At 71.8% G+C, this 16,525-nt stretch carries 18 protein-coding genes; 4 read left to right on the forward strand and 14 right to left on the reverse strand.

Going from position 1 to position 16,525, the window contains the following annotated elements:
- Positions 1-122 precede the first annotated feature (122 nt).
- The 5 genes from AB0K82_RS32540 to purD are packed head-to-tail and all read right to left on the reverse strand — an operon-like array spanning position 123 to position 5,003.
- Entirely contained in the window at positions 123-926 is an 804-nt protein-coding gene (locus AB0K82_RS32540) for an MOSC N-terminal beta barrel domain-containing protein (RefSeq protein WP_364404421.1), read from the reverse strand.
- A 46-nt stretch (positions 927-972) separates the two neighbouring features.
- On the reverse strand, positions 973-2,283 hold the full coding sequence (gene purB / locus AB0K82_RS32545; RefSeq protein WP_364404423.1) for an adenylosuccinate lyase: 1,311 nt from the start codon (positions 2,281-2,283) through the stop codon (positions 973-975).
- 19 nt (positions 2,284-2,302) lie between these two features.
- Positions 2,303-3,481: a cellulase family glycosylhydrolase gene (locus AB0K82_RS32550; protein ID WP_364404425.1), complete on the reverse strand. Its 1,179-nt coding sequence runs from the start codon at positions 3,479-3,481 to the stop codon at positions 2,303-2,305.
- A 33-nt stretch (positions 3,482-3,514) separates the two neighbouring features.
- The gene (locus AB0K82_RS32555; RefSeq protein WP_364404427.1) at positions 3,515-3,760 is read right to left on the reverse strand and encodes a low temperature requirement protein A; all 246 of its coding nucleotides are present in this window, start codon (positions 3,758-3,760) and stop codon (positions 3,515-3,517) included.
- 7 nt (positions 3,761-3,767) lie between these two features.
- Positions 3,768-5,003 (reverse strand): phosphoribosylamine--glycine ligase, encoded by a 1,236-nt coding sequence (purD, locus tag AB0K82_RS32560; RefSeq protein ID WP_364404429.1) that lies wholly within the window; start codon positions 5,001-5,003, stop codon positions 3,768-3,770.
- Between the two features lie 356 nt (positions 5,004-5,359).
- Here purD and corA point away from each other — a divergent pair, with 356 nt between their 5' ends.
- On the forward strand, positions 5,360-6,463 hold the full coding sequence (gene corA / locus AB0K82_RS32565) for a magnesium/cobalt transporter CorA (RefSeq protein ID WP_364404431.1): 1,104 nt from the start codon (positions 5,360-5,362) through the stop codon (positions 6,461-6,463).
- A 73-nt stretch (positions 6,464-6,536) separates the two neighbouring features.
- Here corA and AB0K82_RS32570 read toward each other — a convergent pair whose 3' ends face one another.
- On the reverse strand, positions 6,537-7,361 hold the full coding sequence (locus AB0K82_RS32570; RefSeq protein ID WP_364404433.1) for a glycerophosphodiester phosphodiesterase family protein: 825 nt from the start codon (positions 7,359-7,361) through the stop codon (positions 6,537-6,539).
- 211 nt (positions 7,362-7,572) lie between these two features.
- Positions 7,573-7,665, reverse strand: a complete 93-nt coding sequence (locus AB0K82_RS32575) for a hypothetical protein (RefSeq protein WP_364404435.1) — start codon at positions 7,663-7,665, stop codon at positions 7,573-7,575.
- A gap of 107 nt (positions 7,666-7,772) precedes the next feature.
- Between AB0K82_RS32575 and AB0K82_RS32580 the strand changes: the two genes are divergently transcribed.
- Positions 7,773-8,321, forward strand: a complete 549-nt coding sequence (locus AB0K82_RS32580) for an NAD(P)H-binding protein (protein ID WP_364404437.1) — start codon at positions 7,773-7,775, stop codon at positions 8,319-8,321.
- Positions 8,322-8,513: 192 nt separating this feature from the next.
- Here the strand turns inward: AB0K82_RS32580 and AB0K82_RS32585 are convergent, their stop codons facing one another.
- The 4 genes from AB0K82_RS32585 to AB0K82_RS32600 are packed head-to-tail and all read right to left on the reverse strand — an operon-like array spanning position 8,514 to position 12,014.
- Positions 8,514-9,710, reverse strand: a complete 1,197-nt coding sequence (locus AB0K82_RS32585) for an ABC transporter permease (RefSeq protein WP_364404439.1) — start codon at positions 9,708-9,710, stop codon at positions 8,514-8,516.
- Positions 9,707-10,399, reverse strand: coding sequence for an ABC transporter ATP-binding protein (locus AB0K82_RS32590; RefSeq protein WP_364404556.1), 693 nt, complete (start codon positions 10,397-10,399; stop codon positions 9,707-9,709). The genes AB0K82_RS32585 and AB0K82_RS32590 overlap by 4 nt, the downstream gene beginning before the upstream one ends.
- 11 nt (positions 10,400-10,410) lie before the next feature.
- On the reverse strand, positions 10,411-11,457 hold the full coding sequence (locus AB0K82_RS32595; RefSeq protein ID WP_364404441.1) for a peptidoglycan-binding protein: 1,047 nt from the start codon (positions 11,455-11,457) through the stop codon (positions 10,411-10,413).
- On the reverse strand, positions 11,454-12,014 hold the full coding sequence (locus AB0K82_RS32600; RefSeq protein WP_364404443.1) for a hypothetical protein: 561 nt from the start codon (positions 12,012-12,014) through the stop codon (positions 11,454-11,456). The genes AB0K82_RS32595 and AB0K82_RS32600 overlap by 4 nt, the downstream gene beginning before the upstream one ends.
- A 163-nt stretch (positions 12,015-12,177) precedes the next feature.
- Here AB0K82_RS32600 and AB0K82_RS32605 point away from each other — a divergent pair, with 163 nt between their 5' ends.
- A complete protein-coding gene (locus AB0K82_RS32605; protein ID WP_364404445.1) occupies positions 12,178-12,834 on the forward strand; it encodes a response regulator transcription factor in 657 nt (218 codons plus the stop codon).
- Positions 12,831-14,030, forward strand: coding sequence for a HAMP domain-containing sensor histidine kinase (locus tag AB0K82_RS32610; protein ID WP_364404447.1), 1,200 nt, complete (start codon positions 12,831-12,833; stop codon positions 14,028-14,030). Before AB0K82_RS32605 ends, AB0K82_RS32610 begins: the two co-directional genes overlap by 4 nt.
- 83 nt (positions 14,031-14,113) lie before the next feature.
- Here AB0K82_RS32610 and AB0K82_RS32615 read toward each other — a convergent pair whose 3' ends face one another.
- From AB0K82_RS32615 to AB0K82_RS32625, 3 genes are read right to left on the reverse strand one after another with little or no spacing between them, the layout of a single operon-like run.
- Positions 14,114-15,439, reverse strand: coding sequence for a cytochrome P450 (locus AB0K82_RS32615; RefSeq protein ID WP_364404449.1), 1,326 nt, complete (start codon positions 15,437-15,439; stop codon positions 14,114-14,116).
- A complete protein-coding gene (locus AB0K82_RS32620) occupies positions 15,429-16,034 on the reverse strand; it encodes an ATP/GTP-binding protein (RefSeq protein WP_364404451.1) in 606 nt (201 codons plus the stop codon). Before AB0K82_RS32620 ends, AB0K82_RS32615 begins: the two co-directional genes overlap by 11 nt.
- Entirely contained in the window at positions 16,012-16,365 is a 354-nt protein-coding gene (locus AB0K82_RS32625) for a DUF742 domain-containing protein (RefSeq protein WP_364404453.1), read from the reverse strand. Before AB0K82_RS32625 ends, AB0K82_RS32620 begins: the two co-directional genes overlap by 23 nt.
- Positions 16,366-16,525: the final 160 nt, after the last annotated feature.

A 16,525-nucleotide genomic window follows, 5' to 3' on the forward strand; every position in this document is an offset into this window, starting at 1 on the left:
GATCGACGGCGCGCCGGCCCGCGTCCACGGCGACACGGAGCCGCTGCATTTGGGCACCATCCACAAACGGGTGCCACGTGGTCCCGACCCGCTCGGCGGCTACGGCGTCCCGACCGGCGAGGTCATCGGCTGAGCACGGTCACGTCGTCGCCGACGCTGATGGTGCCCAGGGCGCGGGGGATGGCGTTCTGGCCGAAGATGACGCCGCGGTCGCCGTCGGGGAACGTGTGCGTCCGGTAGGTCGCCAGGGTGCGCAGCGGCTCCCGGCTCTTCACGGCCGTCTCCTGGTCGGTGGTCGTGATGACGCAGCGGGCGCAGGGCTTGACCAGCTCCAGTTCGACCTCGCCGATCCGAAGGAACCGCACGGTGTCCTCGCCCCACGCGCCGAGGCCCTCGAGCACGATGCTGGGCCGGAAGCGGTTCATCGGCAGCGGCTCGTCCAGGCGGGAGTTCAGCTCCGCCAGGGACTCCGCCGAGACGACGAGCAAGGGGAACCCGTCGGCGAACTTGACCGTGCCGCCGCCGATGCCGGTCTCACGCCGGCCGGTGAACCCTACGAGGCGGCAGTCGCGGCCGAGCGCGGCGGTGAACCAGGCGGCCGCCTCGTCGCCCTGGTCGACGCCCTGGCACGGGTCGCCGTGCACCGTGACGTCCAGCACCGGCCCGTCGGCCGGGACCGCGTGCGCGAGCGGTGCGCCCGGGCCGGTCCCGGCGAACTCCACGGTCAGTTTCACGCCGTCGTACGACGGGCGCAGCAGCGCCATCCGCGGGACCTCCCGCTGCGACAGGTGCCGCCCGTCCGGGCGGACCAGCATGAACGCGCGGTCGTGCCGGAACCCCTCCGGGAGCACCTCGGCCCCGGTCAGCGGCGTGCCGCCCGCGCTCTTCACGGGATAGACGTTCAGCTCGCGGACCACGATCGTCATGGCGGGGCTCCCTTCCGTCCCCGCCATGATCGCATTCCGGCCTCTGTCAGCTCAGTTCGGCCAGGCGCTGGAACACCCCGTCGAGGCGCTCGACGTACCGCTCCGGACGGCAGACCTCGTCGAGCCGCGCCTCGTCGAGCGTCAGCCCGGCCGCCGCGGCCTGCGTGCGCAGCGTCTCGCGGAACGGCGTCCCGGTCTCCCAGGTCTCCATCGCGGCCCGCTGGACGAGCGGGTACGCCTCGTCGTCGCGGGACATCCCCGCGCCCACGAGCTCCAGCAGGACCGTGCTCGTGTAGATCAGGCCGCCGGTCGACTCGAGGTTGGCGCGCATCCGCTCGGCGTCGACGACGAGGCCGGTGACCAGGCGGTGCGTCAGGTTGAGCATGTAGTCGAGCGCGATGGAGGCGTCGGGCAGCGCGATCCGCTCGGTGGAGGAGTGCGAGATGTCCCGCTCGTGCCACAGCGGGATGCCCTCCAGGACCGGGGTCACCTGGGCGCGGACGATCCGGGCCATCCCGGCGAGCCGCTCGGAGATGATCGGGTTCTTCTTGTGCGGCATCGCGGAGGAGCCCTTCTGGCCCTTCCCGAACGGCTCCCACAGCTCGCGTACCTCGGTGCGCTGGCCGTGCCGGACCTCCAGCGCGATCGCCTCGCACACCGTGGCCATGATCGCCAGCGCGGAGACCCACTCGCTGATGCCGTCGCGGATCACCACCTGGGTGGACACGTCCGCGGGCGCCAGCCCGAGCTCGGCGGCGACGTACCGCTCGACGTCCGGGTCGATGTTCGAGTAGGTGCCGACGGCGCCGGAGATCGCGCAGACCCCGACGGCGGCCCGGGCGCGGCGCAGCCGGTCCCGGGAGCGCGCCATCGCGAACGCGAAGTCGGCGACCCGGTGCCCCCAGACGTCGGGCTCGCCGTGGATGCCGTGGGTGCGGCCGACGCGCAGCGTGTCGCGGTGCGCCAGGCCGTGGTCGCGCAGCGCCGCGACCAGGGCGTCCGCCTTGGCGAGCAGGATGTCGGTGGCCTCCACGAGCTGCACCGCGAGAGCGGTGTCGAGCAGGTCCGAGGACGTCATGCCGAAGTGCACGTACGCCGCGGCCTCGCGGGGCTTGGTGTTGTCGGCCCACGCGGACAGGAACGCGATCACGTCGTGCTGGGTCGTCGCCTCGATCTCGGCGACCCGCTCCGGGGTCGGCGGTGGAGCGACGCGCACCGGCTCGACGACGTCCGCCGGGACGGTGCCCGCCTTCGCGTGCGCCTCGAGCACCAGGGTCTCGACCCGGCACCACAGCTCGTACTTGTGCGCGTCACTCCAGACGCGGCCCATCTCCGGAAGGGTGTAGCGCTCGATCACCCTTCCAGTGTCCCAGCCGTCAGAACAGGTAGCTCACCCAGGACCGCCAGTTCTCATTCGCGTCGACCATGCTGAACGGCCCGTCGCCGCCCTCGGAGGAGTACTCCCACCAGGCGTAGTCGAGGCCCTTGGACTTGTAGAGGGCGACCTTGTCCTTGATGTACTGGTCGTGGCCGGTGGCGCCGCCGCCGATGCCGAACTCCCCGATCCAGACCGGCAGGCTCTCGGCCTTGGCCATGTCGAGCTGGACCTGCAGGTGCGAGGCGAGCCCGGCCTTGTTCGCCGCGTTGTAGCCGGTGGTGCCGTCGGAGGGGTTCGGGACCATGCCCAGGCCGGTGGAGTTGTTGTAGCCGTTCGTGTAGCCGCTCGCGGCGGCCCCGTTGTAGTAGTCGTGGACCGACCAGATGAGGTTGCTGCGGCTGGTCGGCGTGAAGGACGAGAACGACGAGGTGGGCACCTTCGAGTCGCCGTAGGACGGCTCCAGCATGATGCCGGTGGTGCTGTCCTTGGCGCGGATCGCGTTGACGATCTGGGTGTAGTCGGACAGCAGCCGCGCGGACTTGGTGGAAGAGCGGAACGGCTCGTTGACCGGGTCGTACGCCGCGATCGCCGGCTCGTCCTTGTACCGGTTGGCGATGGTCTGCAGGAAGCCCAGGCCGTTCTCGACGACGGCGTCCAGGCCCTCGACCGAGCCGTCGTCCGTGGGCGTCACCTGGGCCCAGCCCGGCACGTGCTCCTGGCCGTCGTTGGCGCCGGACATGTGGACGCAGTCGAGGATGACGTACAGGCCGGCGGCCTTCGCCCTCGTGACCGCCGTGGCGAGGGTGGAGAACGCCGTCTCGTTCCACTCCGCCTCGGTCGGCTGGAACATGTCCCAGAACAGGACCATGCGGACCGCCGTGAAGCCCTTGGCCTTGATCGAGTCGTAGGTCGACTGTCCCCACGTGTCGGTGTCGTACGCGTCCCAGACCGGCTGGATGTTCGGGCCGATCAGCAGGTGGGTGGTCCCGGCGGAGTCGACGAACGCGTGGGACGACGTGGCGTGCAGCCGGGTGAGCGAGGCGGCGGCCCGGGTCGTCGCGGTGGAGGTGCGCGCGGCGGCGACCTGCCCACGGGCCGGGGTTCCGGCGAGGGCGGTGCCGCAGGTACCGGCCGTCATGAGGAGCGTGGCGAGGGCGAGCCCGACTGATCGGCGCATGGACCGTCTTCCCTTCAGGGGGATCAACGGATCCTAGATCAACTTCTCCGCTCCGTCAGGAGAGCCGCGACGATGATCGAAAAGAGCGCCACGCGACACCGCCGCCGTCGAAGGCGCGCGGGGTGGCCAGACGGGGGACAGTTCGTGGGCGAGCACGCCGGTGAGCTGCGTGATCGTGAAGACGAAGACCAGGTCGAAGAACAGCTCCAGGGTGGTGACCCGGTACGCCTCCTGCGGCGCCTCGGCCGTCACCGCCGAGGCGCCGCCGTGCGGCTCCATCCGCCCGTCAGACCTTGGCGGCGATGTCCGTGCGGTAGTGCGCGCCGCGCAGCCGGATGCGCTCCGCGGCGGTGTACGCCGCCGCACGGGCGGCGGCCAGGTCCGGGCCGGTGCCGACCACGTCGAGCACCCGCCCGCCGCCGGAGACCGGCAGCCCCTTGTGCAGCTTGGTGCCCGCGTGCAGGACGTACGCGCCCTCCACCGCGTCGGCCTCCTCGAGCCCGGCGATGGGGTCGTCGACGGTCGGCTTGCCCGGGTAGTTCTCCGCCGCGATCACGACGGTGACCGCCGCGCCCGGCCGCCACTCCAGCGCCGGGGCGGATCCCAGCCCGCCGACCGCGCACGCCTGCAGCAGCGAGCCGAGCGGCGTCGCCAGCCGGTCCAGGACGACCTGGGTCTCCGGGTCGCCGAACCGGGCGTTGAACTCGATCACCCGGACGCCCTTCGACGTCAGCGCCAGCCCGGCGTACAGCACGCCGGTGTAGGGCGTCTCGCGGCGCCGCATCTCGTCCACGGTCGGCTGGATGATCGTCTGGACGACCTCGTCGACCAGGCCCGGCGGCGCCCAGGGCAGCGGGGTGTACGCCCCCATGCCGCCGGTGTTGGGCCCCTGGTCGTCGTCGTAGGCGCGCTTGAAATCCTGCGCCGGCAGCAGCGGGACGACCGTGGTGCCGTCGGTCAGCGCGAACAGCGAGACCTCGGGCCCGTCGAGGTACTCCTCGATCACCACCCGCTGGCACTCGGCGGCATGCCGCTCGGCGACCGCCCGGTCCTCGGTGACGACGACGCCCTTGCCGGCGGCCAGCCCGTCGTCCTTCACGACGTACGGCGGCCCGAATTCGTCGAGCGCGGCGTTTATGCCGTCGGTGCTCTCACAGACCCGGGCGGCGGCGGTCGGGACGCCGGCCGCGGCCATGATCTCCTTGGCGAACGCCTTAGAGCCCTCGATCTTCGCCGCGGCGGCGTCGGGGCCGAAGCACAGCAGCCCGGCGCGGCGCAGGGCGTCGCCCACGCCCGCGACCAGCGGTGCCTCGGGGCCGATCACGACGAGCTGCGCCATCAGGCGCTGCGCGAGCTCGACCACGGCGACCGGATCGGTGGGGTCCAGGACATGGTTGTCCGCGAGCGCACCGGTGCCGGCGTTGCCGGGGGCGCAGTGCAGCGCGGTGACGTCGGGGTCTTGGGAAAGGGAGCGGACCAGCGCGTGTTCGCGCCCGCCCGAGCCGAGAACGAGGACTCGCACGTTCGAAGCCTATCGAGATCTGGGAGATTTTCCGGGTCCGGGACGGAAGTGACGAAGGGCCGCCGACGTTGATCCCTACAGCAGTGATTTTTCGGATGATCCGGGAACCCTGTGAACCGGTGGCCGCCGCCGGGCGTCCTTATTACCCGGTGTAACCTCAGAGCCCGTGCTCTGACGCCGACGAACCTAAGGAGGTGGTCGAAATGAGTCCTGGCGATCCTTGCGGTAACGCCGAGCCTCCTCACAGTCCGACCATCTCTACTCGGCGTCCGGCCGCCTCCGGCGCGCGCTCCCCGCTCTGATCACGGGTCGACGCGCGCCGTCGCGCGTGCGGCCGGGCCAGGGAAGGATCCCCCATGGCCATGACCAGGGTTCGCCCCGGGCGCGCCACCCGCGTCCTGTTCAAGCCGCTCGCCCGCCCCGGCCGCATCTCGGCCGGTGAGTCGATCAACCAGCGCTCCGCCCTCATCGACTGGGCCGCGTACGTCGACGGCAAGCGCGTCGACACCGACAGCCTCGCCGAGGCCGTCGAGCTGGTCCGCGCCCCCGACGATCTCCCCGAGGGCGCCGAGCCGCGCAACCGCTTCGTCTGGGTCGGGCTGCACGAGCCCGACGCCGCCGAGCTGGAGCGGCTGTCGGAGGTGTTCGGCCTGCACCCGCTCGCCGTCGAGGACGCCGTCCACGCCCACCAGCGGCCGAAGCTGGAGCGCTACGACGACGTGCAGTTCATCGTCATGAAGACGGTCGGCTACGTCGAGCGCGCCGGCACGGAGACCGTGCGCACCGGCGAGATCATGATCTTCTGCGGACCCGACTTCATCGTGACCGTGCGGCACGGCGAGCACGGCGCGCTCGCCCCCGTCCGGCGGCGTCTCGAGGACACCCCCGAGCGCCTGGCCCTCGGCCCCGCCGCCGTCCTGCACGCGATCATCGACCGGGTGGTCGACGACTACATCTCCGTCGGCGACGCCGTCCAGCAGGACATCGACGAGGTCGAAGAGAACGTCTTCTCCGCCGACGCCACCAACCAGGCCGAGCGGATCTACCGGTTGAAGCGCGAGGTCATCCAGCTCAAGCGCGCCGTCGGCCCCCTGTCCGGTCCGCTGCGCAACCTCGCGGCCCGCCGGTTCGTCCCGGCCGAGATCCGCGAGTACTTCCGCGACGTCGACGACCACCTCGCCCGCGTGCGCGAGCAGGTCGAGTCCTGCGACGAGCTGCTCACCCCGATCCTCCAGGCGCACCTGACCCAGGTGACCGTCACCGACAACCACGACATGCGCAAGATCTCCGCGTGGGCGGCGATCCTCGCGATGCCGACGGCGATCACCGGGGTGTACGGCATGAACTTCAAGTACATGCCGGAGCTGCACTGGAAGTACGGCTACCTGCTGGCCGTCGGCGTCATCGCGACGGCCTGTTTCGTCCTCTACCGCGGCTTCCGCCGCAACGGCTGGCTCTGAGCGCCGCCGATCCCACCGGCGCCGTGCCGTGCCGCCCCGTACGGGGGGCGCCGCGTCTGAGTCCGGCTCCGGCTCAGCGGCCCAGCACCGTCCGGAGGCGGTCGGGGTAGTCGGTGACGATCGCGTCCACGCCGAACGCGATGTGCCGTCGCATCTCCGCCGGCTCGTTGACCGTCCAGGGGACGACGCGCAGGTCCCGCGCGTGCGCCGCCGCGACCAGTTCCGGGACGACCATGACCCGCTTGGGGGAGATCATGGTCGCCCCGGCGTCGGCCGCGGCGGCGATCAGGCCGCCCGCCGGATCCCGCCCGGCCATCCATGACGCGTCGAGCGTGTCCGGCTCGACCAGCGCGACGCGGTCCCCGCCGGGCAGCAGCTCGCGCGCCACGCCCAGCACCCGCCAGTCGAACGCCAGCAGCCGCGACCGCTCCGCCAGGCCGTAGGACTCCAGCACCTTCACGGCCGCGACCGTGATCGTCTCGACGTCCGGCCAGGACGGGTCGGTCTTGATCTCCACGGCCAGCCGTACGTCGTGCGGGGCGACCAGCTCGCACAGCTCCGCCAGCGTCGGCACCTCCGCGCCGGGGATCGGCGTCTGCGTCGCCGCGAACCGCTTGTTCTGGATCCCCGCGTCGAGCGTCTTGATCTGCGCGAGCGTGAGCTCCCCGATCGGCCGGCCGACGTACGGGAACAGCGGGTCGCGCGGCCGGCACGGCCCCCGGTCCCGTACGGTCCCGGCGTTCAGCGCCTGGTCGTGATGGAGCACCGGGACGCCGTCCGCGGTGAGCGCGACGTCCAGCTCCAGCACGTCGACACCAAGCTCGATCGTTCTCGCGAACCCCGGGATGGTGTTCTCCGGCCACAGTCCCCGCGCCCCGCGGTGCCCTTGGATCTCCACCCGCCCCAGCGTACGGGCCCGGTTCGCCGCCTTTGTGCCGCACCGGAGGCGGCGTGGCCGCCCCAAACACTCGGCGAACGCCCGACCTCAGCGGCGACTTGCGGTGTTCGCCCTGTTTCGCGCTCGCGTTCACCGAGCATTCCGCGGTTGCGGACTGGTCATGGGGTTGTGTGCTGTTCCCGTGCGTCGAGTGGTTCGTCCCAGTGGTCCGTCACCCACGCGCATGCGGCGTACAGCGGCTCCAGCATGCTGGACCCAGCGGCGTCAGCGCGTACTCCACCCCCGGTTTCGGGCCGGTGTGCACCGTGCGGGAGACGAGCCCGTCTCGCTCCAGACGGCGCAGCGACCGGGGGCCGGGCCGGCCGGCAGGCCGTCGCCGAAGCGCGCCGGCGTGGACATCAGGTCACCGCGGTGGTCCGTGACCCGTCCCGCTACGGCGGCCTGGCGGATGGCGGTGTGAAGGTCACCGCCGGGGACGTCACCGACGCGGCCGACGTCGCCGCCCTCGCGGCCGGGCACGACGCCGCGATCAACACGGCCGCGGTGTACGGTGCGGGCACCGACCCGGACGCCTTCTTCACCGATGCCGCACACGCCCTGGTCAAGGGCTTGCGGCAGGCCGGTGTGGACCGGCTCGTCGCGGTCGGGCTGTCGGTGTTGCTGCCCGGCCTCGATGGGATCCGGCAACTGGACGCGCCCGGTTTCCCCGCCGAGTTCCGGCCCTTCTGCCTGGCCCACGCCGCCGGTCTGGAGGTGCTTCGTGGCGCAGGCGGCGCGCTGGACTGGGTGTACGTCAGCCCGGCCGGCGACTTCGACCATGAGAGGGAGCGCACCGGCCACTATGAGATCCGCGAACACGGTGACGCCGCGGCGCGCATCTCCTACGCGGACTTCGCCCTCGTCCTGCTCGACGAGGCCGAGACCCCACGGCACCACCGCAGGCACCTGGCCGTGACCTGACGACCTGGCCGCTGGCCGTACGGAAGGCTCGGTGAACGCATGAAGCGGGCGGCGATCTGCGGGATTCGCCCTGATCCACGCTCGTGTTCACCGAGCATTCCGTACCGCCACATGGGATCCCCGAGCTCAAGATGCCGTACGGGGCTGGGAATCTGTCGCGCTATGCGATGCGCCGCGCACCCGGCCCCGCCGTCACGGGGTGGCGAGGGCCTCGGTGGGGGAGAGTCGGGCGGCGCGGATGGCGGGGTACAGGCCGGCGATCCCGCCGATGACCAGCGTGGCGCCGACCCCGCCGGCCATCGCCCACGGCGGGACGACCGTCGGCCAGCCCTGCGTCACCGCGAACACCGCCGTGACGAGGATGCCCAGCGTCACGCCGCCCACGCCGCCGAGCGCCGCCAGCAACTGGGACTCGGTGAGGAACTGCAGCCCGACCTGACCGCGCGTCGCGCCCAGGGAGCGCCGCAGGCCGATCTCGGCGCGGCGTTCCAGCACCGAGATGACCATGGTGTTCGCGACTCCCACCCCGCCCACCAGGAGCGCCACCGAGCCCAGCCCGAGGAGGAGACCGGTGAACGCCTTGTCGCCGGCGTTCTGCGCGGCCAGCGCGTCGGACGGGCGGCTGACCTCGACCGCGGTCGGCGACTGGGGGTTGGCGGTGGCGGCGAGCAGGTCCCGTACGCGCTGCACCGCGTCCTTCTTCGCCCGCGTGTAGACGGTGGTCGGGTGGCCGTCGAAGCCGAGCCGCGCGACCGCCACGTCCCAGCCGACCAGCGCGGCGGAGTCCAGTTCCGGCGCGAGCGGTGCGTGGTCCAGGATGCCGACGACGGTGAACCACTGTGAGCCGAGCCAGACCTGGACGTTCGGCTGTGCGACGCCGAGGGCGTCCGCCGCGTCCGAACCGAGCACGACGGCCGGGTACCGGCTCGTGGCCGCGTTGAGCCAGGTCCCGGCGGCCACGCTCAGGCCGGCCGTACGGGGCAGGTCGAGGCGGCTCGCGAGGACGGCGATGCCGCCGGTCTCCCCGGCGTTGATGTGATCGTTGCGATAGACGTTCGTGTCGGGGACCTTGCCGGTGGCGGACGCGGACAGAACGCCGGTCATCCGGTCGATCATCGCGACCGACTCTTCGGGGAGTTCCGCGTCGGAGCCGAAGAAGTCCTTGCCGGGCGCGACGGTGAGCATGTTCGTGCCCAGCCGGTCCAGCGTGGCCTGGAGCTGTGCCCGGCTGGAGGTGGAGATCCCGACCACGCCGACCATCGCCGCGATGCCGATCGCGATCCCCAGGGCGGACAGGAACACCCGCAGCGGGCGGGCGCGCAGCCCCGCCGCGCCGGCCCGGACCACGTCCCGGGGGCCCAGTCGCGCCGGCTCTTCTCCACTCATCATGGTGCGGCCTCCACCCGTACGTCATCCGCCACGACCCGGCCGTCGCGCATCCGGATCTGGCGGGGCAGCGTCGCGGCGATGTCGCGATCGTGGGTGATCACGATGACCGTGGTGCCGCCCGCGGCCAGTTCGCGGAGCAGGTCCATCACGCCGGCGCCGGTGCCGGTGTCCAGCGCGCCGGTCGGCTCGTCGGCCAGCAGCAACGCCGGTTCGCCGACCACAGCGCGGGCGATCGCCACCCGCTGCTTCTCCCCGCCCGAGAGCTGGTGCGGCCGGTGGCCGAGCCGGTGGGCCAGGCCGACCCGTTCGAGGGCCAGGCGCGCCCGGCGCCGACGGTCCGCCAGGGGGACACCGGCGTACAGCAGGCCGTCGGCGACGTTGTCCAGCGCACTGACCCCGGCGGCGAGGTGGAACTGCTGGAAGACGAAGCCGATCCGCCGGGCCCGCAGCGCGGAGAGCCGTCGATCCGACATCGTCGACACGTCGCGGCCCTCGATGCGCACCGTGCCGGCGCTGGGCCGGTCCAGCGTGCCGATGAGGTGCAGCAACGTCGACTTACCGGAGCCGGACGGCCCGACGATCGCGGCCGCCTCACCGGCCTCGACCCGAAGCGTGACCCCGTCCAGGGCCGTGACCTCTCCCGGGTACTCCTTGCGGACCTCGCGCAGCTCCACGACCGGTTCGTTCACCACGGGTCCGCTCACTTCGGCACCCCCACGCTCATGCCCTCGGACAGGCCGGAGCCGGAGATCTCCACCTTGCCCTGGGTGAACGCTCCGGTCTCCACGGGCACCGTACGGACGCGCCCGCCCTCGACGACCTGCACGCCGTAGCCGCCGTCGGACTGGGCGAGCAGCGCCTCGATCGGGACGGCGAGGACGTTCGCGTGGCGTTCGCTGGTGAGGTACACCGCCACCGGCGCCTTGTCGAAGGAGCCCAGGGAACCCTGGTCGTCGACGGTGACGGTCACCGCGACGGTGGTGGGGTCGTCGCCGTGGCCCGCCGTGGCGACCTTGCCGACCTTGGTGATCCGGCCCTTGGTCGTTCCGCCGCCGGAGAGTTCGATCGACACCGTGGCGCCCTTCTTGGCGAGCCGCTGATACCGCACGTCGAGGGCGACGTCCACCTGCCGGGTGGTGCCGGTGTAGGTGAGCACCGGGCCGGCCGCCCGGTCCCCGATCTGTGCCTTCCGCTCGGCGACCCGGAGCGCGCCTGGCGCGATGAGGATGGATCCGGGCGCGACCTTGCCCGTCTGGTCGAGTCCGAGGTCCTTCTGCCAGCGCTTCACCGCCGCCGCGGTGGCGGCGGTGTAGGTCTTGTCGACCGTGAACCCCGTGTAGCCCAGGGCCTGGAGGTTCCGCTCGAACTGCAGGACGTCCCGGCCCTTCGTGCCGTCGGCGAGGGTCCGGTACAGCGGCAGCGACCCGTACAGCAGCGGCACCGGGTGGTCGTCGACCCGGTAGGCGGACCGGCCGCGCGACACGACGCTGCCGGGCGCGGCCAGCCAGGTCAGGACGCCGTGGCCGCCCGCGCCGGCCAGGGTGTGCATCGTGCCGTACCCGAGCGTGCCGTCCACCTTCTGGGTCTCCACCAGAGTCGTCCGTTCGATCCGCGCGGTCCCGGGCGGCAGGGAACCGCGTCCGGTGGGCGTGCCGCCTCCGCCGCCCAGGCCGGCCGCCGCCAGGCCGGCGACGCCGACCAGGGCCACGCCGGCGACGCTCAGGACCGCGAGGCGGACCCTGCTCAATTCACGCTCCGGGTCACGGCTCGGCTACTGCCGCCGCCCGGCCGGTACTGGGCGCAGGCCTTGTCGGCGTCCTTGGTCTGACTGTCGGGATCGCCGTCACCGGAGGCGCTCTGAGAGCCCTGTCCGCTGTTTCGCTTGATCAGGATGCCGCCGTCGGGATTCGGGTCGGGCATGTCGACGCCGTGCTGGCGCATGCACTTGGCGTAGGCGCGCAACTTCGCCAGATCCGCCGCACTGAGCTTCTTCGGCTTCCCGCCTTTCGGCCGAAGCCTGCCGCACTTGGCCTCGGCGGCCTTCAGCGTGTCGTCGTCCGTACTCTGCGACTTGCCGCTGCCGCCCCGCACGGCGATCCCCCCGATCCCACCGTTCCCATCGGACTGCGGGTCGGTCATGTCGACGCCGTTGGCCCGCATGCATCTCGCGAAGGCGCGCATCTTCGCCAGATCGCTCGAGGCACTGGCCTGGGCGTTCGCCGGCTTGTTCCCGGACCCGCAGGCCGGCAGGCCAAGGAGGAGCGCGGGTGCCAGGACCAGCGCCGCGACCGTCTTCTCTCGCATTCGTCGTCTCCCCACGACTCCGCCGGGCGGATCCCGGCGAAAACACGAGGAGTCAATTCCTTGACCGATAACCCGGACGTAACCGGTTCTGGTTATGCCGACGTTATGCCTGATGGGGCACGCTGTCCCGGGATGTTCGCCGAACGAGCTCTGGACGGGACGCATGCGCGTACTCATCGCCGAGGACGAGCGGATGCTCGCCGATTCGATCACCGAGGGGCTGCGGGCGGAGGCCCTCGCCGTGGACGTGGCCTACGACGGGGACGCCGCGCTCGAACTCCTCGGCGTCAACGACTACGACGTGCTCGTGCTCGACCGCGACCTGCCCGTCGTGCACGGCGACGACGTCTGCCGGGCCGTCGTGGAGTCCGGGGCGCACGTGCGGGTGCTGATGCTCACCGCCGCCGTCGCCGTACGGGCGCGGGTGGAGGGGCTCGGGCTCGGCGCGGACGACTACCTGACCAAGCCGTTCGCGTTCGAGGAACTGGTGGCCCGGATCCACGCGCTCGGCCGACGCGCGCGCCCGGCGGACCCGCCCGCGCTGCGGCGAGCCGGGATCCGGCTCGACCCCGCCCGTCGGGAGGCCTACCGGGACGGGCGCTACGTGCACCTGGCGCGCAAGGAGTTCGGCCTGCTGGCCGAGTTGCTGCGCGCGGACGGCGCGGTCGTCTCGGCGGAGCGGCTCCTGGAGAAGGTCTGGGACGAGCACACCGACCCGTTCACCAACACCGTACGGGTGACGATGATGAAGCTTCGCCGCAAGCTCGGCGACCCGCCCGTCGTCGAGACCGTCCCGGGAGTGGGGTACCGGATCAAGTGACGACACTCGCGCAGCGGTTGCAGCCGACGATCCGCGTCCGGCTCATGCTGGTGTACGGCGGGCTGTTCATCGTCGGCGGCCTCGTGCTGCTGACAGTGACCTATCTCCTCGTCAAGAACAACATCCAGCAGCACCAGTCGGCCGGCGTGACCGCCGTCAAGGTCGGCGAGGCCGACGCGGCCGACACGGTGAGCGTGAGAGCGTCCACCTCCAACCCGTTGTACACGGCCAGGGAGACGAATGGCATGCTCATCAGGGCCCGGGAGGACTCGGCGCGGCAGACGCTCGACTCGTTGCTCACCCAGGGCGGTATCGCGCTGGCGGTCGTGGGCGGGGCCGCGCTCGGACTCGGCTGGTTCTTCGCCGACCGGGCACTGCGGCCCGTCCACCGGATCACCGAGACCGCCCGGCGCGTGGCGCACAGCCGCGACCTCACCGAGCGGATCGCCTACACCGGGCCGCGCGACGACGTGAAAGAGCTGGCCGACACGTTCGACACGATGCTGGAGCGGCTGGCTCGGGCCTTCGAGGGGCAGCGAAGGTTCGTCGACAACGCCTCCCACGAGCTGCGTACGCCCCTGGCCATCAACCGGACCCTCATCGACGTGGCCGTACGCCGCCCGGACGCCGGCGAGGACGTCAAGCGACTCGGCGAGTCGCTGCTCGTCGTCGGCGATCGGCACGAACGGCTCATCGAAGGGCTGCTCACCCTCGCCGGCAGCGAGAACTCCGTCGTCGACACGTCACCGCTCGACCTCGCCGACGTGGGCGCGCACGTCCTCGACCAGGCCAAGGCCGAGACGGACGGCCGCGGCCTGACCGTGCACCGCGCCCTCGACGGGGCCCCGACCGAGGGCGACCCGGTCCTCGTCGAACGGCTCGTGCAGAACCTGGTCGAGAACGCGACCAGATACAACGTCGACGGCGGTGGAGTATGGCTGTCCACCCGGCGGAGCGAGCGGTTCGCCGAGATCGTCGTCGCCAACACCGGCCCGGTCGTCCCGGCGTACGAGGTCGAGACGCTGTTCGAACCGTTCCGGCGGCTGCGGAGCGACCGGGTGCGCTCCGACCGGGGCACCGGCCTGGGCCTGTCGATCGTCCGCGCCATCGCCACCGCCCACGGCGGTACCGTGACCGCCATCCCTCGGGAGGACGGCGGTCTCGTCGTGACGGCGCGGCTGCCGCCCGCCGGCTGAGCGCGGGGACCGGCTTAGTCGCCGCGCGAAGGCAGGCTCAGTCGCCGCGCGAAGGCAGGCTCAGTCGCCGCGCGAAGGCAGGCTCAGTCGCCGCGCCACCAGCGGACCAGGGCGTTGCTCCGCCGGGGAGCGGCGTTGCGCAGCGCCGTCGCCAGGCCGCCGGCCAGGCCCATCTCCTGACCGCCCGGGGTCGGCGGCGGCGGAACGTGAATGGGCGAGAAGCGCACCGGCAGCGAGACCAGCGCGCGCTGGGCGAACCCGGGCCGCCACTGCAGCCGACTCGCGGGGACGGCCAGCTCCATGTCCGGCAGGGCGTCGAGCACTTTCTCGATGGCGACCGAGGCGATCATGCGCGCCTCGCCCTGCGACGGGCACTTGTGCGGACCCGCCCCCCAGGCCAGGTGGGCTCGGTTGCCCGCCCGGTTCGTGGACGCGGCGGCCGGGTCGGTGTTGGCGGCCGCGAAGCCGATGACGACCGGCTGGTCCGCCGGCAGCCGTACGCCGCGCAGGTCGACGTCCTGCGTGGGGTAGCTGATCGCCCAGTTCGCCAGCGGCGGGTCGGCCCACAGGACCTCGTCGATCGCGTCCTCGACGGGCAGGCTGCCGCCGGACAGGTCGCCGGCGAACCGGTCGTCGGACAGCAGCAGGAGCAGCGCGTTGGCGATGAGGTTCTGCTCCGGCTCGGTGGCGAGGCCCACGAGCAGGGCGATCTGCTCGATCAGCTCCTCGTCGGTCAGCTGGGCCGGGTGGGCGATCAGCCACGACGTCAGGTCCTGGTCCGGTCGGGCGCGCTTGAGCGCGACCAGTTCGGCCACGGCCTTCATCATGATCTGGTTGCTGTTCGCCGTGTCGACGTTCTCGACGAAACCCCGCATCCCGACGACGATGCGGGTTCCGATGTCGGACGGGCAGCCCAGGATCTCGTTGAACACCAGAACGGGCAGGAGCAGCGCGTACTCGGCGCGCAGGTCCACCGCGCCCTTCTCGGAGAACCCTCGGATGAGCGCCTCGGCGTTGCGTTCGACGGACTCGCGCAGGATGGTCCCGTCGACCCTGGACAGGCTGTCGGCGATCGCCGTGCGCAGCCGGACGTGCGCGGCGCCGTCCGACAGGTTGCAGGCCGGCCGGTACATCATGAACGGCAGGACCGGGCAGTCGGGCGGGACGCTCTGCTGCCATCGGCCGGCGTTCTTCGGGAAGGTGACGGGGTCGCGCAGCACGTCGAGGGCGGCGCTGTACGAGATGACGAGGGACGCCGGCACACCCGGGGCCAGCTCGACGGGAGCGACCGGACCGTATCGGCGTAGCGACTCGTAGACGCGCTGCGGGCGGGCTGCGAAATCCGGACCGTACAGCGGCGTCCGTCCGGCGTGGGCGGGACATCCGGCCGCGAACGCGTCAGAACTCACGAATGCTCCCGTTCTGGAGCGCGATGAGGTACTCGACGAGAGTGATCAGCGCGCGGGTCGAGGACACCCGGTCCCGGGCGTCGCAGGTGATCAGCGGCGTCGAGGGCAGCAGGTCGAGGGCTTCGCGCAGTTCCTCCTCGGCGAAGGTCGGCGCGCCGTCGAACTGGTTGATGGCGACGGCGTACCGCAGCTTCTGCTCCTCGAGGAAGCCCATGATGTCGAAGGACTGCTCGAGCCGTCGGGTGTCCGCCAGCACGAGCGCGCCGAGGGCCCCGCGCGACAGGTCGTGCCACAGCTGCGTGAACCGGTGCTGTCCGGGAGTGCCGAACAGGTACAGCACGAGGTCGTCGGTCAGCGTCAGCCGGCCGAAGTCCATGGCGACGGTGGTCGTCTCCTTGTCGGGGACCCCGGCGAGGTCGTCGATCAAGGCACCGGCCTGCGTCATCCGCTCCTCGGTGCGCAGCGGCCGGATCTCCGACAGCGTGCCGACCAGCGTCGTCTTGCCGACGGCGAAGTGACCGACGATCAGCAGCTTGACCGAGGTCCGTACGGTCTCGCGCACATAGGTGCCATCAGAGACGAGCGCGGAGTCCATTCAGCACCTCCTGGAGAAGCCGGGTCGAGGTCTCGCCGTCGTCCGGCCCGCCGACCCGGGTCACGATGTGGCCGCTGTCGACCAGGTCCGAGAGCAGGACCTTGACGACGCTGAGGGGGAGGGAGAGGTGACCGGCGACCTCGGCCACCGAGAGGGCGCCGCCCCGGCACAGCTCCAGGACCCGGCGTTTCTCCGGGTTGAGGCCGGTCATGTCCGAGCGCGCGGCCATGACGAGTGTGACGAGGTCGAAGATGTTGCGGGTCGGGCGGGCACGCCCGCCCGTCACCACGTGCGGCCGGACCAGAGCGCGTTCCCGACGGATGGGAGTCATGCGTCCTCCCTCGTCGGAGGCGCGACCAGAGGCGCCGTGCTCTCGCTTCGCTCGCTCATGGGCCCTCCTTCGTCGGGGGAGGGACCGGAGACGCTGTGTTCTCGATTCGCTCGCTTCGCTCACTCATGGGCCCTCCTTCGTCGGGGGAGGGACCGGAGAC

The sequence above is a fragment of the Actinoallomurus sp. NPDC052274 genome (assembly GCF_040679475.1).
Taxonomy (GTDB): Bacteria; Actinomycetota; Actinomycetes; order Streptosporangiales; family Streptosporangiaceae; genus Actinoallomurus; species Actinoallomurus liliacearum.

Excerpts from the sequence above, each read along its gene's own strand:
- AB0K82_RS32540 (WP_364404421.1), bottom strand. The coding sequence starts at position 926 with ATGACGATCGTGGTCCGCGAGCTGAACGTCTATCCCGTGAAGAGCGCG.
- AB0K82_RS32550 (WP_364404425.1), bottom strand. The coding sequence starts at position 3,481 with ATGCGCCGATCAGTCGGGCTCGCCCTCGCCACGCTCCTCATGACGGCC.
- AB0K82_RS32555 (WP_364404427.1), bottom strand. The coding sequence starts at position 3,760 with ATGGAGCCGCACGGCGGCGCCTCGGCGGTGACGGCCGAGGCGCCGCAG.
- corA (WP_364404431.1), top strand. The coding sequence starts at position 5,360 with ATGGCCATGACCAGGGTTCGCCCCGGGCGCGCCACCCGCGTCCTGTTC.
- AB0K82_RS32585 (WP_364404439.1), bottom strand. The coding sequence starts at position 9,710 with ATGATGAGTGGAGAAGAGCCGGCGCGACTGGGCCCCCGGGACGTGGTC.
- AB0K82_RS32600 (WP_364404443.1), bottom strand. The coding sequence starts at position 12,014 with ATGCGAGAGAAGACGGTCGCGGCGCTGGTCCTGGCACCCGCGCTCCTC.
- AB0K82_RS32605 (WP_364404445.1), top strand. The coding sequence starts at position 12,178 with ATGCGCGTACTCATCGCCGAGGACGAGCGGATGCTCGCCGATTCGATC.
- AB0K82_RS32620 (WP_364404451.1), bottom strand. The coding sequence starts at position 16,034 with ATGGACTCCGCGCTCGTCTCTGATGGCACCTATGTGCGCGAGACCGTA.
- AB0K82_RS32625 (WP_364404453.1), bottom strand. The coding sequence starts at position 16,365 with ATGACTCCCATCCGTCGGGAACGCGCTCTGGTCCGGCCGCACGTGGTG.